Genomic DNA, 24,838 nt, shown 5'->3' on the forward strand with positions numbered 1-24,838 from the left:
CGACCCAGAAAAACCCATCACAAACGGCTATTCAAGACTTCAACCGACTAATCGGACGTTCGACCGTCGTCTTGATCCAAGGGCTCCCGCCCCTCGACCCGATCAGCAGGCGTGGCCCCGCGGAGGGCGTACCCCGAAAGAGGTGTGGCGCAGTTCATGCACTGAGTGCAAGTTGCACCGAGTGCAACCGGCGTACGGTCGGACGTGTGATCGCCCCCAGTCCCGTCCGTGAGCGCAAGAAGCGCGAGACCTGGCGTCTTGTGCACTCCACCGCGCTGCGGCTGATGACCGAGCGCGGTTTCGACGCCGTCTCGATCGACGACATCGTGGCCGCCGCCGGCATCTCGCGGCGGACGTTCTTCAACTACTTCGCGGACAAGGAGTCGGTGGTCTTCGACCCCGATCCCGACGACGCCGCGCTCTGGGCCGCGCTGCTGGACGAACGCCCGCCGGACGAGCCGCTCTGGGACTCCCTGCGCGAGCTGCTGATCGGCTACACCACCGCCGCCGCCGAGCGGATGCTGTTGCAGCGCCGCGTCCGGCTGGCGTCGCCCGAGCTGTCGGGCTGCTCCCGCGAGGTGGCCGACCGCTTCTGGGACGTGGTCCGCGAATGGGCCGCCACCCGCGCCGGCCTCGATGCACTCCGCCTCGACCTCACCGTCAACGCCGCCCGCACCGTGCTGAACACGGCCTGCCCGCACTGGGACGCCACCTCCGGCATCACCGGACTGCACGCGCACCTCGCCGCCGGCTTCGACTTCGTCCACCCTGCAGAACGGATCAGCTCATGAGTCGCGTACCCCTGTCCGTGCTCGACCTCGCCACCGTCCGCGAGGGCCACGACAGCGCCGACGCCCTGCGCGGCACGACCGAGATCGCGCGGACCGCGGACGACCTCGGTTACTCGCGCTTCTGGGTCGCCGAGCACCACAACATGCCCGCCGTCGCGTCGACGTCGCCGCCGGTGCTGATCGCGCACCTGGCCGCGAAGACCGACCGGATCAAGCTCGGCTCCGGCGGGGTCATGCTGCCCAACCACATGCCGTTTGTCGTCGCCGAGCAGTTCGCGCTGCTCGAGGCGCTGCACCCGGGCCGCATCGACCTGGGCATCGGCCGGGCCCCCGGCACCGACCAGGCCACCGCCGCGGCGCTGCGCGGTGTCTCGCCGCACCTGACCGTCGAGCAGTTCCCCGACCACCTCGGCATGGTGCTGGCGCTGCTCGGTGACGACCGGGTCGCCCCCGAACGCATCAGCCGGCTGCAGGCGACCCCGGTCCCCGAGACGTTCCCCGAGGTCTGGATGCTCGGCTCCTCCACGTACGGCGCCCAGGTGGCGGCCGCGCTGGGGCTGCCGTTCTGTTACGCGTACCACTTCGCGATGAGCTCCGATGTGGACACGGCGGCGCAGCTGTACCGGTCCGGATTCAAGCCGTCGCCGCGGTTCCCCGAGCCGCACCTCATGGTCAGCGCGTCCGTGATCGCCGCCGACACCCACGAGGAGGCGCAGTTCCTCGCCGGCCCGAGCCGGATCATGGCGCTCAGCCTGCGGACCGGCCGCCTCGGCCCGATCGTCTCCCCGGAGACGGCGGCGAACTACGAGCTCTCCGACCTCGACCGGAGCGTTCTCGATCAACTTCCCGGCACCCAGTACGCGGGGACCGCCGACGAGGTGGTCGCCGACCTCGACGCGCTGGTCGAGCGCACCGGAGCCAGCGAGCTGATCCTGGCCGGCACGACGTACGACCCGGCCAGCCGGCAGGACTCGCTCGCCCGCATCGCGAAGGCCTGGGGCCTGCCGAATTAGAGTGCGCCGCGCCTGCATCCGGCCCAGGATGAGGGCATGGCTTGGCACATCACGGACAACGTCGACGATTTCCTGGCCGGGGCCGGCGAGTTCCTGCGCTCGCGGCCCGTCGAGAACACCGTGCTCCTGACGGTGACCGACAACGTGCGGCAGCGCGGATCCGCCGCCTACGGCGACGAGCCTCCGATGTTCGGCTGGTGCGACGACGGCGCTTTTTTGCGTACGCCGCCACACAGCGCGCTGCTCAGCGTGATGTCCCCGGCCGACGCCACCGACCTGGCCGCCCTTCTCGCGGACACGCAGCTGCCCAGCGTCATCGGCCCGGACGCGACCGTCGAGGCCTTCGCCGCCGAGTGGCAGCGCCGCACCGGCACGACGGCGGCCGAGAAGGGACGCCAGCGGCTCTTCCGCCTCGGCACGCTGGTGCCGCCGACGCCGGCGGCACCGGGTGCGGCGCGTGTCGCCGGAGCCGAGGACCGCGACCTGCTCGTCGCCTGGATGACAACCTTCCAGCGGGAGATCGGCGAGCTGCCGCAGCACACCGGGGACTTCGTCGACGACAAGCTCTCGTACGGTGGCCTGTCGCTCTGGGAAGTGAACGGTGAGCCGGTCTCGATGGCCGGGCTGACCCGCAACAAGGCCGGCATGGTCCGCGTGCAGGCCGTCTACACGCCGCGCGAGCACCGCACCCACGGCTACGCCGGCGCGATCACCACCGCGGTCAGCCGGGCCGCCCTGGACGCGGGGGCGACGGACGTGGTTCTCTTCACCGACCTGGCCAATCCGACGAGCAACGCCCTCTACCAGCGAATCGGCTTCACGCCGATCGAAGACCGCACCCTCGTGGAGTTCGTCCGATGACTGCCGCCACCGTCCTGCAGGTCAACCTCGCCGTGCCGGAGAAAACTGACGCCAAGCGTGTCGGCACCACCGGCATCAACAAGCAGCCGGTCGACCACCCGGTCGAGGTCCGCGCCCCGGGCCCGAAAACCACCGGCCTCCACAGTGGTCTTGTCGGCGACCAGATCTTCGACATCGACAACCACGGCGGCAACGACCAGGCCGTTTACGTGTACGCCCGGGAGGACTACGACTGGTGGGAAGGTGAGCTCGACCGCAAGCTCACCAACGGCCTGTTCGGCGAGAACCTCACCACCGAAGGCCTCGACGTCAACGGCGCGTTCCTCGGCGAGACCTGGAAGATCGGCGACGAGCTGATCCTGGCCACCACGTTCGGCCGCATCCCGTGCGCGACGTTCCAGTGGAAGATGGGCGAGCCCCGCTGGGTGAAACGCTTCGGCGCGGAACGCAAACCGGGCGCGTACCTGCGGGTGGTCCAGCCCGGTTTTGTCCAGGCCGGCGATCGTGTCGAGATCCTCGACCGCCCGTCCCACGGCGTGACGATCGCGGAGAGCTACCACTCCTGGCTCCACGAGCCGGAGGAGCTGCGTGCCTACCTCGACCTGGACCTTCCCGACACCCTGAAGAACGACTTCCGCAGCCGCCTGCGGATCTAGTAGTGCTTTGTCATCTTTTGGGTGGGTGACGGTGACATATCAATGCTGATCTTGGTGTCCTGGAGGGATGGACACTGCTGAGGTTCAGCAACTGGCCGATGATCTGGACGCGTTCGTGGCGGATGTGTTCGCTTCATTGACCAGGTCGCGGTGGCAGGAGCGCGCCGAGCATTACCTGCGCGGTCTGATGTTGGACGGTCGTCGCAAGTCGATCCAGCCGATGGCGGCCCGGCTTGCCGGGCCGCACGAACAGGCGTTGAACCATTTCGTCACCAACAGTCCGTGGGATGCCGCGTTGGTGCGCCGACGGCTGGCGGTGCGGATGGACGAGGCGATCGTCCCGGCTGCGTGGGCGTTGGACGACACCGGCTGGCTCAAATACGGTACCGCGTCGGTGGGTGTGACCCGGCAATACACCGGCACGGCCGGGAAAGTGACCAACTGCCAGATCGGAGTCAGCCTGAACCTGGTCACCGACACCGCGTCGTGCCCGGTCGACTGGCGGCTGTTCGTTCCCGAGTCCTGGGACCCGGCCAGCGACAAGGCCACCTCCGAGACCCCCGAGCGCCGCCGCAAAACCGGAATGCCGGACGACGTCGTGCATCGCGAGAAGTGGCGTCTGGGCATGGACATGATCGATGAAGCCCGCGGGTGGGGGCTGACGCCGCCGTTGATCGTCGCTGATGCCGGTTACGGCGACGCCGCTGAGTTCCGCCAAGGTCTCGAGGACCGGAACCTGAGCTACGTCGTCGGCGTGAACTGCGCGCATACCGCTTTCACCATCGACGCCCAGCGCACCTCACCCCCGTATAAGGGTGCTGGCCGGCGGCCGCCGCTGATCTACCGGCAAGCCGCACCCGGCCTCAAAACCCACGTCTTGGCCGCCGGCCGCGACGCGACTCGCAGGGTCACCTGGCGCGAGGGTTCACGCCGCCGGGCCGGCAAAGCCCGGAAGATGGGCGGCAGTTTCGTGTTCCTGCGGCTGCGTCCCGCCAGCCTGGTGCATCGCCGGGCCGTCGGCTTCGACGAAGACCTGCCCGTGCGGTGGCTGATCGCCGAATGGCCACCCGGCGAGCCGGAACCGACCCGCTACTGGCTGTCGAACCTGCCCGCCACGACCCCATATCGGCACCTCGTCAGGCAGGCCAAGCTGCGCTGGCGCATCGAACACGACTACCGCGAGGTCAAAACCGGGCTCGGCCTGGACCACTACGAAGGCCGCACCTGGCAAGGCTGGCACCACCACACCACCCTGGTCTCCGCCGCTCACGCGTTTCTCACCCTGCAACGCCTGGACCCAAAAACCCGTGCGCCGGAATGACTCTCTACGCCGTACTCCGACGCCTGCAACACCTGCTGGCCCGCCTCATCGGCACCTGCCCGACCTGCCAAACCCGCTTTCCGCAACGAAAAACCCGCGCGGGAAGAGGACCATGACAAAGCACTACTAGGGGGTGTCTGGTGGATCACGACGGCCTGCGCCGGGCCCAGCTTCCGCCTCGCTGCGCGGTCCGAAAGGCCACATACAACACCGGTATGCGACCTTCCGGCCCACTTGCGACGCGAAACCTGGACCTCGCCGCAGACTCGCCGTGATCCACCAGACACCCCCTAGGGCTTCTTGAGGCAGGGCGACCGCACCTGCAGGGAGAGGGCCCGCGGGCGGGGAGTGATGGTCACGACGTCGATCGTGTATCCGTCCGGCGTGATCGTAGAGATGGCGCCGCGGTATCCGTCGACCGTGATGTCGAGGGTGATGGGCAGCTTGTTGGCGAGCCAGGCGGCGCGGAGGGTGGCCCGGGCCTTGGCGTGCCGGGTGACGTAGAGCGGCAGCCGGTAGACCGCCTGCACGCTGTAGAGCCCGCCGGCGCAGGCCGCCACGGTCACGACCGGGTTGGTGGTCATCGTGCGGATGATGCCGGCGGTCTGACCGGCGTAACGGGCGACGTCGGCGCGGGCCTGAGCCTGGGTGCGGACCGCTGGGGCACCCGCCGGCTCCGCTGGACCGCCGCTGCCGCAACCGGCGAGCGCCAGGACCCCCGCGACGATCAGGACAGCAAGACGGCGTCGCGAAGGCCCGACTTCAATGAAGTTGGGCCTGGGCTCGGTCGGCGTGCCATCTCCGTGAGCGCTTGGAACCCCCATGCCGCACAGGGTAGCCACGGGCCGCACCGCCGCTTCAGGGGGAGACTGGGCCCGTGAGTGACGTACTCGATCAGGTCTGGCGCTCCGACGCCGCCGGGATGCTCGGTGTGCTCGCGCGCCGCCTCGGGGATCTGGACCGGGCCGAGGAGGCGCTGCAGGACGCCGTCGCGGAGGCGTTGCTGCGGTGGGATGCTGAGGGCGTACCGGAAAATCCGTCCGGGTGGCTGGTGACGACCGCCTGGCGCAAGGCCGTCGACCGGCTGCGTCGTGAGGCCAACGGCCGGGAGAAACTGGCGGTGCTGGCGCGGACGCCGCCGCCGGAGCCGTCCGGCGACGACCGGCTGGCGCTGATCTTCGCGTGCTGTCATCCGGCGCTGGCCGAGCCGGCGCAGATGGCCCTCACCCTGAACGCCGTCGCCGGGCTGCCCGCGGAGACCGTCGCCGCCGCCTTCCTGCTGCCGCAGGCGACGATGGCGCAGCGGCTCGTCCGGGCCAAACGGCTGCTCCGCGACCGGGGAGTCCGCGTCGAGGTGCCACAGCCGGAGGAGTACGCCGCCCGGCTGCCGGCGGTGCTCACCGTCCTTTACCTGATCTACAACGAGGGGTACCTGGCCACGTCCCGTGACGCGCCCCAGCGCCGTGACCTGGCCCGCGAGGCGCTCGACCTGGCCCGGCAGCTCACCGGTCTGATGCCCGCCGAACCCGAGGTGGCGGGGCTCGCCGCGCTCCTGGAACTGCACGAGGCGCGGGCGGCCACCCGTTTTGACGCCGAGGAGCGCCTGGTGCTGCTCGAGGACCAGGACCGTTCCGCCTGGGACCACAGCCTGATCCACGCGGCGGTGCGGCGGCTCGCGCGTGCTGCCGCGTACGACCGGCCGGGCCCGTACCAGCTGGAGGCGGCGATCGCAGCCCAGCACGCGCTCGCGCCGTCGTACGAGAAGACGAACTGGGGTGTGCTCCGGACGCTCTACGACAGTCTGCGGATGCTGCGCCCGTCGCCGGTGGTACTGCTCAGCCGGGCCGTGGCGCTGGGTTTTGTGGACGGCCCGGCGGTCGCGCTGGCGGAGGTGGACGCGCTGGCCGAGCGGCTCGAGGGCTACCGGCTGTGGCACGCGACCCGTGCCGACCTGTTGCTCCGCCTCGGACGCAAGGAGGAAGCCGTCGAGGCGACGCGGCGGGCGCTGGCCCTGGCCACCAATCCGGCCGAGCGTGACCTGCTCGCCCGCCGCCTCGACAACCTCGGCGCCTAACGCTCCATGATCGGTCGGACCTCGACCCGGTCACCGAGGCGGATGCCCGGCCAGCCCGAGGCCACAGCCACCGCCTCGTCGATGTTGTCGGCGACGACGTGGATGAAACCGCCGACAACTTCCTTGATCTCCAGGTACGGCCCGTCGGTGACGGTGGGCTTGCCGTCCGCGCCCGGGCCGACGGTCTTGGCGGTGCTCGACGGCTGCAGCTCGGCGCCACCCTTGACGATCTTGCCCTCCTGGTGCCACTTCTCCCACCAGGTGCCGACCTCGTCCATCAGGCTCTCGGCCTGCTCGGGGTCGAACCAGTTCGACTCGTCCCCGGTCAGAATCATGACGTACCGCATGGGCTGATCCTCCTCTTGATCGGTGCTTCCGAGGGACTGACGAACGGCGCGGTCCCGGGATCGACACAAATTTGCTCCGAAGAAGAGGACATTTTCTGACCGCTGCTCCTGCGATGGTGGTCCGGTGAACGTCCTGACCACCCGAGCGCTCAACCGCGCGACACTGGCCCGGCAGCTGCTCCTCGACCGCAGCGACCTGCCCGTCCTCGATGCGGTCGCGCACCTCGGCGGCCTGCAGGCGCAGGAGCCTCAGGAACCGTTCACCGGGCTATGGTCCCGCCTGCGCGCGTTCGACCCGGCTTCACTGTCCGAGCTGCTGACCGGCCGGCGTGTGGTCCGCACCCACCTCATGCGGCGTACGGTCCACCTGCTCACCGCCGACGACGTGCTGGCCTGGCGGGCGCGCCACGACCCGATGCTGCGCCAGCGGGTGCTCGGGGTCTACCGCCAGGAACTCGCCGGCGTGGACCTCGCCGAGCTCGAGGCGGCGGGCCGCGCGCTGCTGGCCGACGGTGAACCGCGCACGATGTCCGAGCTCGCCCGCGCGATGGCCGAGCGCTGGCCTGAGCCGGGGCCGCGAGCCCTCGGAGAGATGTTGATCGCCGGGCTCATCCCGATGGTGCAGATGCCGCCGCGGGGCTTGTGGCGTACCAAAGGGGGAGTGCGCAACGTCCCGCTCGAGGCCTGGCTGGGCCGGGAGATCGACCCGCCGGACCCGGACAGCACCGACCCGGTGGGTCAGGCGCTGGTGAAGCGCTACCTGGCCGCCTTCGGTCCCGCGGCCACGGCCGACGTCCGCGCCTGGTCCGGTCTCGCGGGGCTGCCCGCCGCTGTTTCGGCCGTCCGCAAGGAACTGATCACCTTTCGCGACGAACGCGGCCGCGAGTTGCTGGACCTGCCCGACGCACCGCGCCCGGACGCTGACATCCCGGCCCCGGTGCGGTTCCTGCCGGCCTTCGACAACGCCGTCCTCGGCTATCACGACCGCAACCGGATCATCGACGAAGGCCACCGCGGCCTGTCGGTGCAGGGCCACCGGCTGGTTCTGGTCGACGGCCGCGTGGCCGCGACCTGGACTGTCGAAGCCGACACCGTCCAGGTCGCGCCACTGGGAAGCCTGTCCCGGGCCGATCGCACCGCCGTCACCGAGGAGGGGCAGCGCCTCGCCTCGTTCCTGTCGGAGGGCACGGGCTCCGTCATTGTTCAGTAGTCGGTGTGCAGACTCCGGACCATCAGGAGCCGCCCGTTGTCGGTCGAGCCCGGGTTCGCGTTGAAGGCCAGCGTCCAGTACCAGCCTTCAGCCGCCTCGACCGAGCTCGGATTGGCCTGGTCGTAGGCACCCGAGTCGTAGAGCAGCCGCGACGTGCCGGTCCAGGTGGCCAGCGGATTGTCGATCATAATGCCGTAGGTGGGCCGCCGGGTGGGTGTGAAGCGGTTCCCGTACGTGAAGAAGATCTTTTCCTGGCCGTTCTTCACGGTCTTCAGCAGGTGGTGAGAGCTGGCCAGCACCGGGTTCCCGGCGCCCAGCTGAAACAGCTCGAACGTGGGATTGGTGGTGTCGTCGTGCGCGTCCCACCGGCCGATGGCCAGCGGCCGGGCCTGCAGCTCGTCGTTGCCGTCCACCTTGTTCTCCGAACGGATCCCGGCCACGATCTTCTCGCCGATCTGCACGAAGCTGGGCTCGGTGTACCGGCGGCCGACCGGGTTGTCGTTCTTGATGATCCGCTTGACGAACGTCGGCTCCAGGCGTTCGGTCTGGTTGGGGTGATAGGTGGCGCGCAGGTAGAACGCGCCGCCCTCGGTGCCCGAGGAGTAGAACGGGACCAGGACCTGGTCGGTCGGGTTACCGCCCTGCTGCAGCGGAAGCACACTGCCGTGGCTGGCCATCGACGCCGGAGCGCCGGGCATCGTCAGCTGCAGGGGGTCGGTGAACCGCGTCCAGCCCTCACGCCAGTACGAGTAGTACAGCTTGGCCCCGACGAAGTAGGTCATGATCACCTGACCGTCGTTCATCTTGGCCAGCTTCGGGTCCCGCATGTCGACGTCACCCAGGAACCTCGGATGGGCCAGGGCGAGAACGGGCGCCGACCACACGGTGCCGTTCCAGATCGACAGCTGGATCGTGCCGTTCGCCGGCTTCTCGACGGTCCCGACATGGAGCTCGGCGCGGTGCCAGACCGCCATCAGGTTGCCGTCGTCGAGCTTGATGATGTCCGGGAACCGCGCCTCGTACGGCTGCGGTTCCTTGTAGACGGTCCCGATGACGGCGATCGCCGCCTGGGCCGGCTGCGGGGCAAGGGTTACCGCCAGCACCGCGGTGAGGATCGCCGCCGCGGTGCCGTGAAGCACTCGTCCAACTGTTCGCATCTTCCGCCTGACTTGCTCGACCGACATTGGCGGAGGTCATTCTGCCGAAACCCGGCGTCGCCGTGGGGGCAGCTCAAGCCTGGGCCAGAGCGGCCCAGGTGGCGTGCATCGCAGCCCGCATGATGTCGTCCAGGCAGGTGTCGGCCGGCGCATCCTCGATCTTGGTCACGATCACCCGGTACGCGGGACGGCCGGCCGGCAGCTCACCGAGTGCGCGGCGAACCCCGTCGATCGCCGCGGCGTTCATGCCCTCTTCCTCAGGACCCGGCGGAAACTCGCGCCAAGCAAACGCCTGATCACCGACACTGACACTGTCCGCCGCCGCGACTTCTACCCAAGTCGTGACCCTCGCCCAGTGCGCGGCGTGACTGGTCTGCTCGGCAATGCGATAAGTAGCCTCCATCACCGCTGTCGTTTCTGTCCAAGACGGCCGCCGAGATCGACATCTAGCGTGGGCACAGCGCCTACCGAGGAGACAAAATGCGTAACCTGGTCTACACCGGTTTCATGTCGCTGGACGGCATCGTGGACTCGCCCGGCGGCGGCCCGGGCGAGGAGCACCGCAGCGCCGGCTGGGTGTTCAAGGACCTCGAATTCGTCCCGGAAGCCTGGACCCTCAAGGGCGACGAACTCGCCGACACCACCGCCCTGATGTTCGGCCGCCAGAGCTACCAGGCCTTCTCCTCGACCTGGCCCGGCTCGGAGGACCACGCCGACTACAAGGACCTCCCCAAGTACGTCGTGTCGAGCACCCTGCCCGAAGAAGCCCTGGTCGACGGCTGGGGCCCGACGACGATCCTGCGCTCGACCGAGGACGTCGCCGCGCTCAAGAAAAGTGAAGGCGGCGGCATCTTCATCCACGGGAGCGCGGAGCTGACCCGGCGGCTGGCGGACGCGGGCCTGATCGACCAGTACAACCTGCTCGTCTTCCCGGTCCTGCTCGGCGCCGGCAAGAGCCTGTTCGACCGCGCCGACCGCGACAAGCACATGCTCACCCTGCGCGAGTCCGAGACCTACAAGAACGGCATCCTCAAACTCATCTACGACGTCAAACACTGAGCGCGATCACTCCGCCCGCACCTTCCCGCAACTGCCCCGCTGTACGCCCGACATAGGCGCGAAGTGCCCGTGCGAGGTGCGGCTCGTCGAAGTAGTCCAGCTTGCTGACAACGTCTGCGGCCGGGTGCCGGGCGGCCAGCAACTCGGCGGCCGTACGCGCCCGCTCGATCTGCCGGACCGCACCCCGCGTCAACCCGGTCGCAGCCCGAAACCGCCGCTCGACCGTACGCGCCGACAGGTCCGGGCAGTGCCCCCGCAACACGTCGGCGACGAGCGGATCACGAACCACGATCCCGGCCCGGACGAGCGCTTCGACCAGGGCCTCGGCATCATCAGGTCCGGGCGTCTCCCACCGCCCGCCGTCCAGCCGAAAGGTCCGACGCGTGGTGTCGGGAAGCCCGATCCCACCATCGACCAGCGCCGGCGTGGGCACGGCCCGCAACGAGGTGCCGAGGGCGAAGTCGATGCCCATGAAGGTCGCACCCTCGGGCACCGGCGCCGTGGCGGTCCGCGTCTCGGGACCGGTGACGCCTGCGTACTGCCGGCCGCCCTGCTCCCAGAACACGAGCCCCCACCGCACGCCCGCAACGGACGTCATCGCCGTGACCCGCTCACTGGCACACGTCCACACAGTGTCGACCCACACCGAGTCGGACCCACGCGTCTCGAACCGCAGTCCCACGGCCGCAGAATACTGCCCCTGGCACGCGGCACCTAGATTGCAGCGAGATGTCAATCACGGTGATCTTTCTTTGAGGGCGCTCGAACCGCCGACCACGCCTCGCACAGCGCTGCGGAGCCGGCGCGGTCTCCTTCAGACAGCCCTCGGCTGTGCCGGCTGGCTGCTGGTGATCCCGCTCCTGAGGCTGACCCAGGAGCCTCCGCTCCTCGGGTCGTCCTTCGCCCTGCCGATCTGGGTGGCGGGTTTCCTCTTCGCCGCAGCAATATCAATCACGGCGATCCTGATCGCCGCGATTCGACGATCCTGGGGAGTCGCTCTGGCCGGCCTGCTCCTGGCTGCCACCGGCGTCTTCGCCACCACCCGGTTCAACTCCAAGGTCGACATCGTCGACTACCAGTACCGCGAACACCGGACGGCGCTGGCCGCCCTGGCCGAGGACTACCGGACCGGCCGCCTGCCCAAGGGCCCACTGACCCTCCCACCCTCACTGCACACCCTGTCCCCATCCGGGTACGCGTACGCCGGCGACACGGCGGTCTTCGTGCAGATGTGGCAGAACTGGCGCCACGAGTCAGGGACCGGCCTGGCGTACTTCGCGGACCCACCCACCGACCGGACGATCGTCAACACGGCCGACGGTGACAGCGGACACCCGCAACGAGAAGTCGGCGGCGGCTGGTGGTGGATCTCCTGACCCGTCGACTTTGTCAGTGGGCGGTGGTGAGGAGACGCTCCAACCAGTTGCGGCGCGCCGCGACGGCGGCGTTGCTGATCCGAGCCTCGGGAACTTCTCGGTCGAAGGCGTGGAATCCGCCGGGCCACACGTGCAGCTCGGCCTTACCACCGGCCTGCCAGATCCGGCTGGCGTAGTCGACGATCTCGTCGCGCAGGCACTCGGCGGAACCGACGTCGAGGAACGCGGGCGGCAGGCCGGTCAGGTCGGTTGCTCGGGCGGGCGCCGCGTACTGCGGCACGTCCGCCGTGCCTCGGACTTCGCGGAGCAGCGAGCTCCAGCCGAACCCGCTGTAACTGCGATTCCAGAACTCGATTCCATCCATCTGCAAGGCGGAGGCGCTGTCGTTGCGGTCGTCGAGCATGGGAGCCATCAGCAGCTGCCCGAGGAGGCGGGGACCGCCCTTGTCGCGCACGGTCAGGGCAAGCGCGGCGCCCAGCCCGCCGCCGGCGCTGTAACCCGTGACAACGATGCGCTCCGGGTCGATGCCCAGCTCGTCCCCGTGGTCGGCGACCCACAGCAGACCGGCGTAGGCGTCGTCGATCTGGGCGGGGTAAGGATGCTCGGGCGCAAGCCGGTAACCGACCGAGATCAGCGTGGCCCCGAACCGCTCGGCCGTCTCGAGCTGCTGGCCGAGCCCGATGCGATGATCGTTGCAGAAGAAACCACCACCGTGCATGAAGTAGAGCACCGCCCGCGATGCGGGCGCGCCGGCCGGGGTACAGACCAGCAGCGGGACCTCAGGGGCGCCGGCCAGGCCGGGCGCCGAAGGCTGAGAGACGGTGAAACGCCCGCCACGGCTGAGGTCCCCGAGCGCCGCCACCTCTGCGTCGACCTGGGCGCGGATCCCGGCCAGCATCTCGAGGCTCATCTGCGCCAGCTCCGGCTCCTCGACCAGGAAGGCGTCATACCCGACCTGAAGTTCCGCATCGAGCGGAACGGGCACGCTCTTCCCCGGTTCAAGGTTCACGCGCGGACGCTAGCGCCCTCTGTTTCCTTCGCACCAGCCGATTCCTACAACTCGCCGGTCGTGACGAGCCGGATTCTGGACTCTACGAGAACGGCCCCGGAGCGCGTTTCCGCAGCTTCCGGGGCCGTTCTGTGTGCCTGTGGCGGGTAGAGGATTCGAACCTCTGTAGCTTTCGCGACGGATTTACAGTCCGCTCCCATTGGCCGCTCGGGCAACCCGCCTGGGCATGCCGCTGCGGTCGCCCGCAGCAGCGAACAACAGGATAGCCATACCGCCGGGCGGATTCACAACCGGGTACGGTCGGCATGTCGGGGGGCTTTCGGGGCCTTCCGTGGACATCGATACGTGGCCCACCAGCAGGAGTCTGATCATGGCAGCCAGCCCGTCGTTCGACATCGTCAGCAAGGTCGACGGCCAGGAGGTGGACAACGCGTTTCACCAGGCGGAGAAGGAGCTCGGGACGCGGTTCGACTTCCGGGGGACCGGGACGATCATCGCCAAGTCGGGGGAGAACGGCGTCACCATCACCTCGGAGACCGAGGAGCGGGTCGTCGCCGCGCTCGACGTCTACAAGGAGAAGCTGGTCAAGCGGAACATCTCGTTGAAGTCGCTCGAGGCGGGCGAGCCGCGGCAGTCGGGGAAGACCTACAAGATCGACTGCAAGGTGCTCGAGGGGATCGACACCGACAAGGCCAAGGCGATCAGCAAGAAGATCCGGGACGACGGCCCCAAGGGTGTGCAGGCGCAGATCCAGGGGGACCAGCTGCGGGTCACGGGGAAGAAGCGTGACGACCTGCAGGCCGTTCAGGCTCTGCTCAAGGCCGAGGACTTCGGTGTCGCGCTGCAGTTCACGAATTACCGGTAAGGCGTCTGCCGGCGGCGCAGACTGAGGGCCATGAACCTTGGCACCTCCACGCTGCTGGTCGGCGGTGTGATCGGGCTTCTCCTCGCCGTTTTCGGGGTGAAGATGCTGGTCACGGGTCGTGGACCGGCCAGCACCCTGCGAAATTTCCCCGGGGTGCGCGCTGCCGCGTTCTATCACCTGCTTTTTGGTCTGGCCCTGCTCCTGATGGTGCTGGGCCAGACTTTGCTCGGCGGGCCGGCGAGGGTGGTCGTGAGTGGGGTGGCCATCGTGCTGGTCGGCGTGGCCCTTGTGAAGTACAGGCCGAGGGTCAGGAAACCGGTGGACGAGTAACAAGGAGCGGCCCGTGATCCAGCCCGTCGTCGACCTGTCCTGGGTACGCGAGCACAGCGACCGGGTCGTCCTCGCCGACGTCCGCTGGTATCTCGACGGGCGGTCGGGGCGTGCCGCGTACGAGGAGGGGCATCTCCCGGGTGCCGTCTTCGTCGATCTGGACCGTTGGCTGGCGCGGCACGGCTCGCCGGTCGACGGCCGGCATCCGCTGCCGGATCCCGGGGTTTTTGCGCAGGGCATGGCCGCGGCGGGCATCGGTGACACCACGACCGTGATCGGGTACGACGACGCCGGCGGTGTCATGGCCGCCCGTCTCGTCTGGATGCTCCGCGCGACGGGCCACGAGGCGGCACTTCTCGACGGTGGGCTCACCGCGTACGAGGGGGAACTGGTCTGTGAGGTGCCGGACCGGCCCGCTCAGGTCTTCACCGCACGGCCCTGGCCGGCTGATCGGCTGGCGGGGATCGATGACGCTGCCGGTGGTGGGTCGGTGGTGCTCGACGCGCGCGACCGTGCGCGGTTCCGGGGTGACACGGAGCCGATCGATCCGCGGCCGGGGCACATTCCGGGGGCGCGGAGCTTGCCCTGCCGCGACAATCTGGCTGCTGACGGGACGTTTCTGCCGGTGGCCGAGCTGCGGGAGCGTTTTGTGTCCGTCGGCGTGACCGACGGCGCGGATGTCATCTCTTACTGCGGTTCGGGTGTCACGGCCTGCCACAACCTGCTCGCGCTCGAGCATGCGGGTCTCGGTGCGGGCCGTCTCTATCCCGGTTCGTGGTCGCAGTACAGCTCGACGGACCGTCCCGCGGCAACCGGCGACTAGTCCGGGCTTCCGGCCAGTCCGCGGGCTTCGGACGCCTGGTCGGGGTCGAACCCTTCGTACCCGGTGAGTTCGTGCTGCCGCGCCTGGTCCTCGATCCAGCGGTTGTGGGCTTCCCAGGCGGCTTGCTTACTGGTGCCGAGTGCGGCCCCGATCTGGTTCCACGACGCTCCGGCTCCGCGGGCCGAGCGGACCATCGCCTGCCGGCCGTAGCCGGCCTTGCGGATGACGACCTCGCTGAGGGCGAGCAGTTCCAGTGATTCCTCGCGGGTGAGGGGTGTGTTGCCCTCGTCCTGGGTCATCGCGGCGAGGGCATCCCGCATCCTCAGATCGTCGTAACGCGTTGTGGCGGTAGAGAGCGTGTGCTGTTGCTCCAGTTCGTCGGGAGTAGTCATGTCCCGCAGTGTTCCGTCAAGCTGTCTTGACGTCAAGTCGTCCTGACAGAGGCATGCGAGATAGCCTCACTTCTCCCGCTAAATCGGGCCCAAAGGCCTCAATATTGCGGGTCGCAATTGCATGAACACCTCAACCGTTCAGTCAAGATTTAGGGATGTGCGGGCTCCACCGGCCATTCGCCGCTGTCTGACGTACTCAGCGTGTGGCACCATCATGGAACCCCACCCGACAGACACCCCCAGTACAGGAGCCATAGATGTCCGCAAAGAAGCTCGGCCGCTTTACTGCCGGCTTGTTCGTGGCCCTCGGACTGGCCTTCGGCGGTTCTCTCGCCGTCGGTGCCGGTGGAAATGGCGCGGCTCCGGCCGCCGCCAAAGTGGTGACCGTCAGTGCCGCAGCGACGCAGATCGACTACGAGTGGGGCTGAGCACCACACCAGGGCCGGGCGCGGTCCGCTCGGCACCCGGTATGGAGCACCTCGAACGGTAGGGGCGTTGGATGGCAGGGCGTCAGTCCCCACCGCGACGATCTCCTGAGTACGTCTGGCTGATCACCGGGACGCTGACGGTCGTGGCCGTCGTGTTCAGTGTGGTCCTCGCGCTCAGGCACGACGGCTGGACCGATCGCTGGCCCGCCGCCCTTCTTGCACTGCCTTTCTTCGTGCTGCTCGGAATGAGCTCGCGCCACATCCTGATCGGCCGGCACAACATCTCGCTGAGTGTCATCGAGATCGCGCTTGTGCTCGGCTTCTACTTCGCACCGGCCGTGCTGGTCGTGTTCGTCAGCACCGTCGCGATGCTTATCAAGGAATTACGCCGGAAAGCCGCGCCGGACAAGCTCGCCTTCAACGTGACCCGTGCGGCGGCCGCCACGGCCACCGGCGGGATCGTGCTCGAGCTGTTCCCGCCGATCGACGGCACCGGACCGGTCACCTGGGGCATCCTCGGCGTCGCGGTCACCGTCAACACCGTGGTGACACTGCTCGCGGTGGCCTCGGTGATCATGACGGTCCAGGGTCTGCACGCCGGTCTCGAGATGATCCGGGTCACCTGGCCCGGTCTGCTCGCGGCGCAGGTCTGCATCGTCATCGGGCTGGTCTTCACCATCGCCCTGGACACCACCTGGTGGTCGGCCTTCCTGCTCCTGGTGCTGGCCAGTGTGCTCACCCTGGCCTACCGGTCCTACTCGGACTTCCTGCGCCAGCACCACACGCTGGCCGAGCTCTACGAGCTGGCCAACGCCGTGGTCGAGTCCGGACAGGACGTCACCCTGATCGACTCGGTCCTGGTCCGTGCCCGGGCACTGATGCAGGCCGAGTACGCGACAGTGCGCCTCCCGGCCTCCGGCCGTTATCCCGAGGTGCTGCTGACGTCCAAGATCGAGGCTCAGGGCCTGCTCGACTTCAGCCGCACGCCCGCGGCGGTCACCGAACGAGCAACCGCCGAACGCCGCAGCGTGTCCGTCGGGTCCCAGATCAGCACCGACAAGGACCTGATGCCGTCGTTGCGGGAGGCCAAGGTCAAGGACTGCATCGTCGTGCCGCTGCGCTCCGGGCAGGCGGTCATCGGCACCTTGGAGATGGTCAACCGGCTGGGTGACCTCAAGCACTTCACGGCGGGTGACGTGCAGGTCGTGGAGACGATCGCCGCGCACGCCGCCGCTGCCGTCGAAAATTCGCGGCTGGTCGAGCGTCTGCGGTACGACGCGTACCACGACCGGCTCACCTCGCTGCCCAACCGGCGCCGCATCACGGATGCGCTGACCGCGTCCGTGAAGATCCGTACGCCCGGTGAGGTCGTCGCGGTGATCCTCTTCGACGTCGACGGGTTGCGCGACGTCAACGAGTCCATGGGCCACGACGCGGGTGACAAGCTGCTCGCCGAGGTCGCCGGCCGGCTTCTCAAGATCGCCGGCCCGGGTGCGCTCGTGGGCCGGATCGGCGGTGACGAGTTCGTCGTGACGCTGCGGGCCGAGAGCACCGAGGAGACCGTCCGGCTGGCCACCGAGATGCGCGAGCAGCTGCGCGGCCCGATGGCGGTCGGCACGCTGACCCTCGACGTGGACACCGCCGCCGGTGTGGCCGTTCAGCCCGACCACGGCGACGACCCGGACGCCCTGCTGCGCCGCGCCGAGCTGGCTGCCAACGCCGCCAAGGCCCTCCCGTACGGCGTGCAGCTCTTCCACCCCGCCCTGGAGTCCCGTGCCGTCCGGCGTCTCGGCCTGGCCGCTGATCTGCGCCGTGCTCTGGACTCCGGTGAGCTGGAGGTGCACTTCCAGCCGAAGGTGACGATCCAGGACCGGCACCTGATCGGCGTCGAGTGTCTCGCCCGCTGGCAGCACCCGGCGCACGGTGAGGTCTCGCCGGAGGACTTCATCGCGGTCGCCGAGCACACCGGACAGCTGCACCGTCTCACCGAGGTCGTGCTGACCGCGGGCCTGCGGCACTGCCGGGAGTGGGCGGACGCCGGACGGCCGCTCTCCATCGCCGTGAACCTGTCCGCGCGGACGCTGCTGGACCCGCGCTTCCCCGACCAGGTGCACGAGCTCCTCAAGCAATACAGAGTGCCGGCCGGTCAGGTGACCTTCGAGATCTCGGAGCCGAGCATGCTCGGCGAGATCGAGCGGGCCCTGCCGACCCTCTACCGGCTGCGCGACCTCGGCGTCCGGCTGTCGGTCGACGACTTCGGCACCGGCGCCTCCTCTTTGTCCTACCTGCGTCAGCTGCCGGTGCACGAGGTGAAGATCGACGACAGCTTCGTGCAGGGGATGGCGACCGACTCGGGTGATCTCGCCATCGTGCGCGCGGTGATCGGCCTGTCGCGTGAGTTCGGCCTCACCGTGGTGGCCGAGGGGGTCGAGAGTGAGCTCACCTTCGACCTGCTGGACGAGCTCGGCTGCGAGATCGGCCAGGGCTACTTCTTCAGCCGGCCGCTGCCGGTGGAGCGCCTGAACACCTGGCTCAGCGCCCAGACGGAGCCCGAGGAGACACCGACCGGAGAGGTCCGCCGGCTGCGTGCGGTCGGCTGAGCCCCCTCTGACCTGCGGGTTTCCCCTACCGGGGAGTCGATTTCACCTCGGCTGCGAGGCCGTGTAAGCTCTTGTCTGCGCACAAGCGAGAGATCGCGCGCGCCCCCTTAGCTCAGTCGGCAGAGCGTCTCCATGGTAAGGAGAAGGTCTACGGTTCGATTCCGTAAGGGGGCTCCAACCGGGTTCGTGACCGTGTGAGCCTGGCGCGGCGGTGTAGCTCAGATGGCAGAGCAAGCGGCTCATAATCGCTGTGTCGCCGGTTCAAGTCCGGCCACCGCTACTCATCCGGGACCCGTCCCGGATGCCGTACGACCCAGGCATCTGTCCAGGGTTTTTGCATGTCAGCGTGGATTGTGTCTACGCTGGGATGCCGTATGTGAATCCCGTTAGCAGGAAGGCACCCCGCCGTGGCCAAGGCGACCGACGTCCGTCCCAAGATCACCTTGGCGTGTACGGAGTGCAAGGAGCGGAACTACATCACCCGCAAGAACCGCCGTAACGACCCGGACCGCATCGAGCTGAAGAAGTTCTGCCCCCGGGACGGCCGGCACACCCTGCACCGCGAGACTCGCTGATTTCCAGCTTCAAGATGTGGCGGTGACCGATCCGGTCGCCGCCACTTCTGCTTTCCCGGCCGGGTTCCGGACAGGTAGTTTCGGCTCATGCCTCTGGACCCGTCCTTCGCCGGCCGTAGCTGGCCCCCCACCGAGCCCTACGCCGTGGGCCGCGAGAAGATCCGCGAGTTCGCCACCGCGATCGGCGCCACCGACGCCGAATATCACGACCCGGAAGCGGCCCGTGCCGCCGGTTACACCGACGTGGTCGCGCCGCCGACGTTCCCGGTCGTGGTCACCATGGCGGCCAACCGTCAGATCATCACGGACCCCGAGCTCGGCATGGACTACAGCCGGGTGGTGCACGGCGACCAGAAGTTCGCCTACAAGCGCCCGGTGGTCGCCGGTGACTCGCTGGTCTGTGTGAACTACGTGGACGAGATCACCTCGCGGGGCGGGCACGACTTCCTGACCACGCGCACCGAGGTCACCACCGAGGCCGGCGAGCCCGTCGTCACGGTCTGGTCCAAGCTCGTCCAGCGCGGGGAGGAATGATCATGACTGACACGCTGCCGACCCAGACGTTCACCGTCACCCGGGCCGACCTGATCCGCTACTGCGGTGCCTCCGGCGACTTCAACACGATCCACTGGAGCGAGCGGATCGCCCGCGACGTCGGCCTGCCCGGCGTGATCGCCCACGGGATGTACACGATGGCCCTCGCGGGTCGCGCGGTCGCCGTGTGGGCCGGTGCGCCCGACGCGGTGGTCGAGTTCGGCGTGCGGTTCACCCGTCCGGTGCCGGTGCCCGACACCGACGAGGGCACCCAGGTGGTGATCTCCGGTGTGGTCAAGGAGGTCACCGACGACGGCCTCACCAAGCTCGAACTGACCGCGACCTGCAACGGCGAGAAGGTGTTGTCGCTGGCGAGGGCCACCATCCGCAAGAGGTAGGCCCGGGTTGGGAAACCGGCGGACCTACCCGTACACTGGTCCGCCGTGGGGTAGTGAACCCTGTCTGTCGCGCTGCGATGGCCGGGAGAACCCTCACAGGGGTGTAGCTCAATTGGCAGAGCAGCGGTCTCCAAAACCGCAGGCTGCAGGTTCAAGTCCTGTCACCCCTGCGCACCGATCGGCCCAGTAACCGGACCGGCCAGACGGCCGGTCCGCCCGGCGGCGGGCGGCCGGCTTGACCGACCGCCGCGTACGGCGCCGATGCGACATCACCATCGACGACGGAAGAGGGCGAAGTGGCCGAGAGGAAGCGACCCGGTGACGACGACGCTGCAGGCGACCGCCCCGAGGACGAGGCTTACGCCGACGGCGACGTCCAGGACGACGTCGTCGAGGTAGGCGACGAGCCGGTGAGCCGCGGCGGCGACAAGGCCGACCGCGAGGCCGACTCCGGCAGCACGAAGACGACGAAGGAGCCCCGCCGCGGTGGCAACCGCATCGGTGGTTTCTTCCGCGAGGTCGTCAGCGAGCTGCGTAAGGTCATCTGGCCGACCCGCAAGGAGCTGCTGACCTACACAGCGGTCGTGATCGTGTTCGTCACCGTGATGACGACGATCGTGGCGCTGCTCGACTTCGGGTTCGGCAAGGCCATCCTGGCCACGTTCGGCAACTGAAGCTGATAGTTACGGAAGTGAGCAAGCGTGCCTGAGTACGACGACGAGACCGCCCCCGCCGCCGAGGAGCAGTCCGCGGTGGCGACGGTGGACGACGACGAGTCGGTCGAGGCCGCCAGCGCAGAGCCCGTCGCCGAGGCGGAAGCCGCCGAGGCCCAAGCCGCGGAGGCCCCCGAGGCCGACGAGAACTACGACCCCGTCGCCGAGCTGCGGCAGAAGCTGCGCTACGCGCCGGGCGACTGGTACGTCGTGCACTCGTACGCCGGTTACGAGAACAAGGTCAAGACCAACCTCGAGACCCGGATCACGAGCCTCGACATGGAGGACTTCATCTTCCAGGTTGAGGTGCCGACCCGCGAAGAGGTCGAGGTCAAGAACGGCAAGCGCCTCCAGGTGCAGAACAAGGTCTTCCCCGGCTACATCCTGGTCCGGATGGACCTCAGCCCCGAGTCCTACTCGTGTGTGCGCAACACACCGGGTGTGACGGGCTTCGTCGGTGCCACGGACCGGGTGGACCGCCCGGCGCCGCTGTCGCTCGACGAGGTGCTGAAGTGGCTGGCCCCGGCCGTCGAGGCCGAGGAGAAGAAGGCGAAGCCCGAGATCCGCGTGCTGGACTTCGAGGTCGGCGACTCCGTCACCGTCACCGACGGTGCGTTCGCGTCGCTGCCGGCGTCGATCAGTGAGATCAACGCCGACCAGCAGAAGCTGAAGGTTCTGGTCTCCATCTTCGGTCGTGAGACGCCGGTGGAGCTGAACTTCAACCAGGTCGCCAAGATCTGACAACGACAGCAGTCGTGGGAGGGGCGCGAACAGCGCGTCCCGCCATCTACCACAGGAGCAACAGAGAAATGGCACAGCGCAGCAAGGCCTACCGCAAGGCCGCCGAGCAGATCGACGAAGCGAAGCTCTACGAGCCCTCCGCCGCCGTGAAGCTCGCCAAGGACACCAGCCCCACCAAGTTCGACGCCACCGTCGAGGTCGCGATGCGCCTCGGTGTGGACCCGCGTAAGGCCGACCAGATGGTCCGCGGCGTCGTCAACCTGCCGCACGGCACCGGCAAGGTCTCCCGGGTGATCGTCTTCGCCCAGGGCGCCAAGGCCGAAGAGGCTGTCGCGGCCGGCGCCGACGAGGTCGGCACCGACGAGCTCGTCGCCCGCATCCAGGGTGGCTGGCTCGACTTCGACGCCGCCATCGCGACGCCGGACCAGATGGCCAAGATCGGCCGGATCGCCCGGATCCTCGGCCCCCGTGGCCTCATGCCCAACCCGAAGACCGGCACGGTCACGATGGACGTGACCAAGGCGGTCAACGACATCAAGGGCGGCAAGATCACCTTCCGGGTGGACAAGCACTCCAACCTGCACATGATCATCGGCAAGGCCTCGTTCTCCGAGGACCAGCTGGTGGAGAACTACGGCGCCGTCCTCGACGAGGTCCTCCGGGCCAAGCCGTCGGCCGCCAAGGGCAAGTACCTGAAGAAGGTCACCGTCAGCACCACGATGGGCCCCGGCGTTCAGATCGACCCGAACGTCGTGAAGAACCTGCGCGGCGACAACGCCGACAGCTGATCTTCAGCACGACCGCACGGAAGGCCCTCGGGGGACACCCCGGGGGCCTTCTTTGTGCAAGGCTGTCCGGCGTGCGATTCGACCAGGTCTGGTTCCGGTACGCACGCCGCGAGGACTGGACCTTGCGGATGGTGGATCTCACCGTCGAGCCCGGTGCCACCGTGGTCGTGCTCGGCCGTAACGGCGCCGGCAAGTCCACGCTGCTGCAGCTGGCCGCCGGTGTCCTGCGCCCCGTCCGTGGCGCCGTCCGGCAGCGTCCCGGTGTGGTCGGCTGGGTGCCCGAGCGTTTCCCCGCCGACCAGCCCTTCACGACCGAGCAATATCTGACCCGGACCGCCGCCGTGCGTGGTCTCCGCGGCGGCCGCGAGGTCGACCACTGGATCACCCGTCTGGGTCTCGACGACCACCGTCACACCCGCCTGGCGGCCCTCTCCAAGGGCACCGCGCAAAAGGTCGGTCTGGCCCAGGCGCTACTCGTCAGCCCGGGTCTGCTCGTGCTGGACGAGCCCTGGGAGGGTCTCGACTCCCACGCCCGCACGCTGATCCCGCAGATCGTCGGTGAGGTCACCGCGGCCGGGGGAGCGGTCCTGGTCAGCGATCACCGCGGGGAGATCGCCGGCCTCCCGGACGCGATCCGCTGGACGGTGACCGACGGCACGGTCAAGACCGAGCGGGCGGAGCCGGGTGATCCCGGCGAGGTGGTGGTCGAGATCGCCGTCCGCCGGACGGACGCCGACACCACGATGGCCCGGCTGCGTGCCGACGGTCACCGTGTCCTCGGCGTACGCACGGAGCGCCCCCGATGACCGCCCTGGTCCGCATGCGCCTCGCGGGATTCCTGCGCAGTGGCCGGGCCCTGGCCCCGATCATCACCGCCCTGGTCGTCCTCGGGATCATCCACGGCGGCGGCCGCTCACCGGCCGCCCCGGCGTACGGCTACTCGGCCGTGATGCTCTTCCCGATCCTCGCCTGGCAGACGAAGCTGGTGCTCGACGCCGAGCCCGACGTCCAGCGCCGGCTGGCCCGGCTGGCGGTCGGTGCCCGCAGGGAGGCTGCCGCCGGTCTGCTGGCCGCCGCCGTGCTCGGGCTCGCCTGCTGTGCCGTGGCCATGCTGATCCCGTGGTGGCCGTTCCACGCGATCAGCACGCCGGAGCCGGGCACGACGTCGCTGTTCGCCGGCATCGCGGTGGGGGCGTTCGCGCATCTGCTGACGATTCCTGCTGCCGTGGCCCTCGGAGCGCTCGCGAGCCGCGCGGTGACACGGACGGTCCGCAACGGCATCACCGTGCTGGTCTCCGGTGCGGTGCTGGCGATCGTGCTCGGGCTCAGCGGCTCGATCGCGCCGTGGCTGGTCCCGCCGGTGATGGCCACCGCCCGCGCGCTGGCCGGTGACACGTTGCCCTCCGGCGGCACGTTGTGGCTGCTCACCGGCTGGGCACTGGCCTGGTGCGCCGCGGTGCTCACCGGGTACGCCCGGCTGCGGCGCAGCCGCTCCTGATCCTGATTTGGATTCGGGGGTTTGCCCGCGTAGTCTTCCTCCTTGAAGTTCCACCCATAGACCGCTGGTCGCCGCACCCTCACGGGTCGCGGACGAAGGCCTCGCCATATGCGGGCGGCCCGCGCAGGGGAGAACGGTTCGTGATCACGTTGATGCCTCTGGGTGTCCGTGTCCCGCCCCGTGCGCCCTGCGCCGGGGCGTTTCTCATGTGCGCGGCTGCCACCAGACCGGCGGCCCAGCACTGAGAGAGGAGGGACATGGCGGACAAGCCGGTCCGGGCCGACAAGGCCACTGCCGTTGCTGAGCTCACGGACAGCTTCCGTAACTCCGCGGCCACCCTGTTGACCGAGTATCGCGGCCTCACGGTCTCGGAGATCACCGAGCTGCGGCGCTCGCTCGGCAACGAGACCAAGTACTCCGTGTCGAAGAACACGCTCGCGAAGCGGGCTGCGACCGACGCGGGCATCGAGGGTCTCGACGCGCTGTTCACCGGTCCTACCGCGCTCGCCTTCGTGGGCGGGGACCCGGTCGAGGCGGCCAAGGGCCTTCGTGCCTTCGCCAAGGCTCACCCCGTCCTGGTCATCAAGGGCGGCGTCTTCGAGGGCAAGGCCATCTCGGCCGAAGAGGTCAGCAAGATCGCCGACCTCGAGTCCCGCGAGGTGCTGCTGGCGAAGCTCGCCGGCGCCATGAAGGGCAACCTGACCAAGGCGGCGGCCACGTTCCAGGCCCCGCTCGCTCAGGTCGCTCGCCTGGCTGCGGCTCTGCAGGACAAGCGCGCACAGGACGGTTCCGCCGAGGCCTGATCAGGCCTTGCGCGGAGTTTGACTTTCAATCCACAGAAACAACGAAAGGTTGCCAGACATGGCGAAGCTCAGCACCGACGAGCTGCTCGGCGCGTTCAAGGAAATGACCCTCATCGAGCTCTCCGAGTTCGTGAAGCAGTTCGAAGAGGTCTTCGAGGTCACCGCGGCCGCGCCGGTCGCCGTGGCCGCTGCGGGCGGCGGCGCTGCCCCGGCCGAGGCCGAGGCCGAGAAGGACTCGTTCGACGTTGTCCTCGAGGGCGACGGTGGCAAGAAGATCCAGGTCATCAAGGTCGTGCGTGAGCTGACCGGCCTGGGCCTCAAGGAGGCCAAGGACGCCGTCGAGGCCGCCCCCAAGGCGATCCTCGAGGGTGTCAACAAGGAGAAGGCCGAGGCCGCCAAGGCCAAGCTCGAGGGCGAAGGCGCCAAGGTCACCCTCAAGTGATCTGAGCTCCACCGCTTTTCCTCTGTGCCGGCGA

The 24,838-nt window shown here is 68.7% G+C and carries 31 protein-coding genes and 4 tRNA genes; 27 read left to right on the forward strand and 8 right to left on the reverse strand.

Annotation, left to right across the window (positions count from 1 at the left end):
* Positions 1 to 206: 206 nt before the first annotated feature.
* The 5 genes from AFR_RS04350 to AFR_RS04370 all read left to right on the forward strand — a co-directional run bounded on the left by AFR_RS04350 (position 207) and on the right by AFR_RS04370 (position 4,642).
* Positions 207 to 791 carry a TetR family transcriptional regulator gene (locus tag AFR_RS04350; RefSeq protein ID WP_052359322.1) on the forward strand — a complete coding sequence of 195 codons (585 nt, stop codon included), beginning with the start codon at positions 207 to 209 and terminating at the stop codon, positions 789 to 791.
* Entirely contained in the window at positions 788 to 1,804 is a 1,017-nt protein-coding gene (locus AFR_RS04355; RefSeq protein WP_041840597.1) for an LLM class flavin-dependent oxidoreductase, read from the forward strand. Before AFR_RS04350 ends, AFR_RS04355 begins: the two co-directional genes overlap by 4 nt.
* A 36-nt stretch (positions 1,805 to 1,840) precedes the next feature.
* A complete protein-coding gene (locus AFR_RS04360) occupies positions 1,841 to 2,665 on the forward strand; it encodes a GNAT family N-acetyltransferase (RefSeq protein ID WP_023358101.1) in 825 nt (274 codons plus the stop codon).
* Complete coding sequence (locus AFR_RS04365; RefSeq protein ID WP_023358102.1) at positions 2,662 to 3,321, forward strand: MOSC domain-containing protein; 660 nt, start codon at positions 2,662 to 2,664, stop codon at positions 3,319 to 3,321. Before AFR_RS04360 ends, AFR_RS04365 begins: the two co-directional genes overlap by 4 nt.
* Positions 3,322 to 3,388: 67 nt before the next feature.
* Positions 3,389 to 4,642 carry an IS701 family transposase gene (locus AFR_RS04370; protein WP_023358104.1) on the forward strand — a complete coding sequence of 418 codons (1,254 nt, stop codon included), beginning with the start codon at positions 3,389 to 3,391 and terminating at the stop codon, positions 4,640 to 4,642.
* Between the two features lie 290 nt (positions 4,643 to 4,932).
* Here the strand turns inward: AFR_RS04370 and AFR_RS04375 are convergent, their stop codons facing one another.
* Positions 4,933 to 5,466 carry a hypothetical protein gene (locus tag AFR_RS04375; protein WP_041840598.1) on the reverse strand — a complete coding sequence of 178 codons (534 nt, stop codon included), beginning with the start codon at positions 5,464 to 5,466 and terminating at the stop codon, positions 4,933 to 4,935.
* 53 nt (positions 5,467 to 5,519) lie between these two features.
* On the opposite strand from AFR_RS04375, the gene AFR_RS04380 reads away from it, so the two are divergent.
* A complete protein-coding gene (locus AFR_RS04380) occupies positions 5,520 to 6,716 on the forward strand; it encodes an RNA polymerase sigma factor (RefSeq protein ID WP_023358108.1) in 1,197 nt (398 codons plus the stop codon).
* Here AFR_RS04380 and AFR_RS04385 read toward each other — a convergent pair.
* Positions 6,713 to 7,063 carry a YciI family protein gene (locus AFR_RS04385; RefSeq protein ID WP_023358110.1) on the reverse strand — a complete coding sequence of 117 codons (351 nt, stop codon included), beginning with the start codon at positions 7,061 to 7,063 and terminating at the stop codon, positions 6,713 to 6,715. The genes AFR_RS04380 and AFR_RS04385 overlap by 4 nt on opposite strands.
* 124 nt (positions 7,064 to 7,187) lie before the next feature.
* On the opposite strand from AFR_RS04385, the gene AFR_RS04390 reads away from it, so the two are divergent.
* Positions 7,188 to 8,273: a winged helix DNA-binding domain-containing protein gene (locus AFR_RS04390; RefSeq protein WP_023358112.1), complete on the forward strand. Its 1,086-nt coding sequence runs from the start codon at positions 7,188 to 7,190 to the stop codon at positions 8,271 to 8,273.
* Here the strand turns inward: AFR_RS04390 and AFR_RS04395 are convergent.
* Together AFR_RS04395 and AFR_RS46650 are read right to left on the reverse strand one after the other, a co-directional pair.
* The gene (locus AFR_RS04395) at positions 8,267 to 9,412 is read right to left on the reverse strand and encodes a hypothetical protein (protein ID WP_023358114.1); all 1,146 of its coding nucleotides are present in this window, start codon (positions 9,410 to 9,412) and stop codon (positions 8,267 to 8,269) included. The two genes, AFR_RS04390 and AFR_RS04395, sit on opposite strands and share 7 nt — an antisense overlap.
* A gap of 91 nt (positions 9,413 to 9,503) precedes the next feature.
* Positions 9,504 to 9,677, reverse strand: coding sequence for a hypothetical protein (locus tag AFR_RS46650; protein ID WP_158510509.1), 174 nt, complete (start codon positions 9,675 to 9,677; stop codon positions 9,504 to 9,506).
* Positions 9,678 to 9,910: 233 nt separating this feature from the next.
* Between AFR_RS46650 and AFR_RS04400 the strand changes: the two genes are divergently transcribed.
* Positions 9,911 to 10,489, forward strand: a complete 579-nt coding sequence (locus AFR_RS04400; protein ID WP_023358116.1) for a dihydrofolate reductase family protein — start codon at positions 9,911 to 9,913, stop codon at positions 10,487 to 10,489.
* Here the strand turns inward: AFR_RS04400 and AFR_RS04405 are convergent.
* A complete protein-coding gene (locus AFR_RS04405; protein WP_023358118.1) occupies positions 10,479 to 11,171 on the reverse strand; it encodes a helix-turn-helix domain-containing protein in 693 nt (230 codons plus the stop codon). The two genes, AFR_RS04400 and AFR_RS04405, sit on opposite strands and share 11 nt — an antisense overlap.
* 166 nt (positions 11,172 to 11,337) lie before the next feature.
* Here AFR_RS04405 and AFR_RS04410 point away from each other — a divergent pair, with 166 nt between their 5' ends.
* Positions 11,338 to 11,865, forward strand: a complete 528-nt coding sequence (locus tag AFR_RS04410; RefSeq protein ID WP_148307871.1) for a hypothetical protein — start codon at positions 11,338 to 11,340, stop codon at positions 11,863 to 11,865.
* A 13-nt stretch (positions 11,866 to 11,878) separates the two neighbouring features.
* On the opposite strand, the gene AFR_RS04415 is transcribed toward AFR_RS04410, so the two are convergent.
* Both AFR_RS04415 and AFR_RS04420 read right to left on the reverse strand, forming a co-directional pair.
* Positions 11,879 to 12,874: an alpha/beta hydrolase gene (locus AFR_RS04415; RefSeq protein ID WP_052359323.1), complete on the reverse strand. Its 996-nt coding sequence runs from the start codon at positions 12,872 to 12,874 to the stop codon at positions 11,879 to 11,881.
* A 140-nt stretch (positions 12,875 to 13,014) separates the two neighbouring features.
* Positions 13,015 to 13,095: transfer RNA gene (locus AFR_RS04420), tRNA-Tyr, on the reverse strand.
* A gap of 149 nt (positions 13,096 to 13,244) precedes the next feature.
* Between AFR_RS04420 and AFR_RS04425 the strand changes: the two genes are divergently transcribed.
* From AFR_RS04425 to AFR_RS04435, 3 genes are read left to right on the forward strand one after another with little or no spacing between them, the layout of a single operon-like run.
* Positions 13,245 to 13,739 carry a YajQ family cyclic di-GMP-binding protein gene (locus AFR_RS04425; RefSeq protein ID WP_023358124.1) on the forward strand — a complete coding sequence of 165 codons (495 nt, stop codon included), beginning with the start codon at positions 13,245 to 13,247 and terminating at the stop codon, positions 13,737 to 13,739.
* Positions 13,740 to 13,769: 30 nt separating this feature from the next.
* Positions 13,770 to 14,069 (forward strand): hypothetical protein, encoded by a 300-nt coding sequence (locus AFR_RS04430; RefSeq protein ID WP_023358126.1) that lies wholly within the window; start codon positions 13,770 to 13,772, stop codon positions 14,067 to 14,069.
* 13 nt (positions 14,070 to 14,082) lie between these two features.
* The gene (locus AFR_RS04435) at positions 14,083 to 14,892 is read left to right on the forward strand and encodes a sulfurtransferase (RefSeq protein WP_023358128.1); all 810 of its coding nucleotides are present in this window, start codon (positions 14,083 to 14,085) and stop codon (positions 14,890 to 14,892) included.
* Here AFR_RS04435 and AFR_RS04440 read toward each other — a convergent pair.
* Positions 14,889 to 15,284 carry a hypothetical protein gene (locus AFR_RS04440; RefSeq protein ID WP_041840599.1) on the reverse strand — a complete coding sequence of 132 codons (396 nt, stop codon included), beginning with the start codon at positions 15,282 to 15,284 and terminating at the stop codon, positions 14,889 to 14,891. The genes AFR_RS04435 and AFR_RS04440 overlap by 4 nt on opposite strands.
* Positions 15,285 to 15,541: 257 nt before the next feature.
* Between AFR_RS04440 and AFR_RS46655 the strand changes: the two genes are divergently transcribed.
* The 15 genes from AFR_RS46655 (at position 15,542) to rplL (ending at position 24,804) form a co-directional block, all read left to right on the forward strand.
* On the forward strand, positions 15,542 to 15,712 hold the full coding sequence (locus AFR_RS46655) for a hypothetical protein (protein ID WP_158510510.1): 171 nt from the start codon (positions 15,542 to 15,544) through the stop codon (positions 15,710 to 15,712).
* Positions 15,713 to 15,783: 71 nt separating this feature from the next.
* The gene (locus AFR_RS04445) at positions 15,784 to 18,312 is read left to right on the forward strand and encodes a putative bifunctional diguanylate cyclase/phosphodiesterase (protein ID WP_041840600.1); all 2,529 of its coding nucleotides are present in this window, start codon (positions 15,784 to 15,786) and stop codon (positions 18,310 to 18,312) included.
* Positions 18,313 to 18,413: 101 nt separating this feature from the next.
* Positions 18,414 to 18,489: transfer RNA gene (locus tag AFR_RS04450), tRNA-Thr, on the forward strand.
* A 30-nt stretch (positions 18,490 to 18,519) separates the two neighbouring features.
* Positions 18,520 to 18,592, forward strand: a tRNA-Met gene (locus AFR_RS04455).
* A gap of 127 nt (positions 18,593 to 18,719) precedes the next feature.
* The gene (rpmG, locus tag AFR_RS04460; protein WP_015618978.1) at positions 18,720 to 18,887 is read left to right on the forward strand and encodes a 50S ribosomal protein L33; all 168 of its coding nucleotides are present in this window, start codon (positions 18,720 to 18,722) and stop codon (positions 18,885 to 18,887) included.
* Between the two features lie 87 nt (positions 18,888 to 18,974).
* On the forward strand, positions 18,975 to 19,421 hold the full coding sequence (locus AFR_RS04465; protein ID WP_023358134.1) for a MaoC family dehydratase N-terminal domain-containing protein: 447 nt from the start codon (positions 18,975 to 18,977) through the stop codon (positions 19,419 to 19,421).
* A 2-nt stretch (positions 19,422 to 19,423) separates the two neighbouring features.
* Positions 19,424 to 19,819: a MaoC/PaaZ C-terminal domain-containing protein gene (locus AFR_RS04470; protein ID WP_023358136.1), complete on the forward strand. Its 396-nt coding sequence runs from the start codon at positions 19,424 to 19,426 to the stop codon at positions 19,817 to 19,819.
* A gap of 97 nt (positions 19,820 to 19,916) precedes the next feature.
* A tRNA-Trp gene (locus AFR_RS04475) sits at positions 19,917 to 19,989 on the forward strand.
* A gap of 126 nt (positions 19,990 to 20,115) precedes the next feature.
* Positions 20,116 to 20,493 carry a preprotein translocase subunit SecE gene (gene secE / locus AFR_RS04480; RefSeq protein ID WP_023358138.1) on the forward strand — a complete coding sequence of 126 codons (378 nt, stop codon included), beginning with the start codon at positions 20,116 to 20,118 and terminating at the stop codon, positions 20,491 to 20,493.
* 27 nt (positions 20,494 to 20,520) lie between these two features.
* Positions 20,521 to 21,273 carry a transcription termination/antitermination protein NusG gene (nusG, locus tag AFR_RS04485; RefSeq protein ID WP_023358140.1) on the forward strand — a complete coding sequence of 251 codons (753 nt, stop codon included), beginning with the start codon at positions 20,521 to 20,523 and terminating at the stop codon, positions 21,271 to 21,273.
* A 68-nt stretch (positions 21,274 to 21,341) separates the two neighbouring features.
* Positions 21,342 to 22,061 (forward strand): 50S ribosomal protein L1, encoded by a 720-nt coding sequence (gene rplA / locus AFR_RS04490; RefSeq protein ID WP_023358142.1) that lies wholly within the window; start codon positions 21,342 to 21,344, stop codon positions 22,059 to 22,061.
* 71 nt (positions 22,062 to 22,132) lie between these two features.
* Positions 22,133 to 22,867 (forward strand): ATP-binding cassette domain-containing protein, encoded by a 735-nt coding sequence (locus AFR_RS04495; RefSeq protein ID WP_023358144.1) that lies wholly within the window; start codon positions 22,133 to 22,135, stop codon positions 22,865 to 22,867.
* A complete protein-coding gene (locus AFR_RS47055; protein ID WP_023358146.1) occupies positions 22,864 to 23,559 on the forward strand; it encodes a hypothetical protein in 696 nt (231 codons plus the stop codon). Before AFR_RS04495 ends, AFR_RS47055 begins: the two co-directional genes overlap by 4 nt.
* 257 nt (positions 23,560 to 23,816) lie before the next feature.
* Positions 23,817 to 24,362 (forward strand): 50S ribosomal protein L10, encoded by a 546-nt coding sequence (gene rplJ, locus AFR_RS04505; protein ID WP_023358148.1) that lies wholly within the window; start codon positions 23,817 to 23,819, stop codon positions 24,360 to 24,362.
* A 58-nt stretch (positions 24,363 to 24,420) separates the two neighbouring features.
* Entirely contained in the window at positions 24,421 to 24,804 is a 384-nt protein-coding gene (gene rplL / locus AFR_RS04510; protein ID WP_023358152.1) for a 50S ribosomal protein L7/L12, read from the forward strand.
* The last annotated feature ends 34 nt before the right edge of the window (positions 24,805 to 24,838 follow it).

It is taken from the genome of Amorphoplanes friuliensis DSM 7358, assembly GCF_000494755.1.
Classification (GTDB): domain Bacteria; phylum Actinomycetota; class Actinomycetes; order Mycobacteriales; family Micromonosporaceae; genus Actinoplanes; species Actinoplanes friuliensis.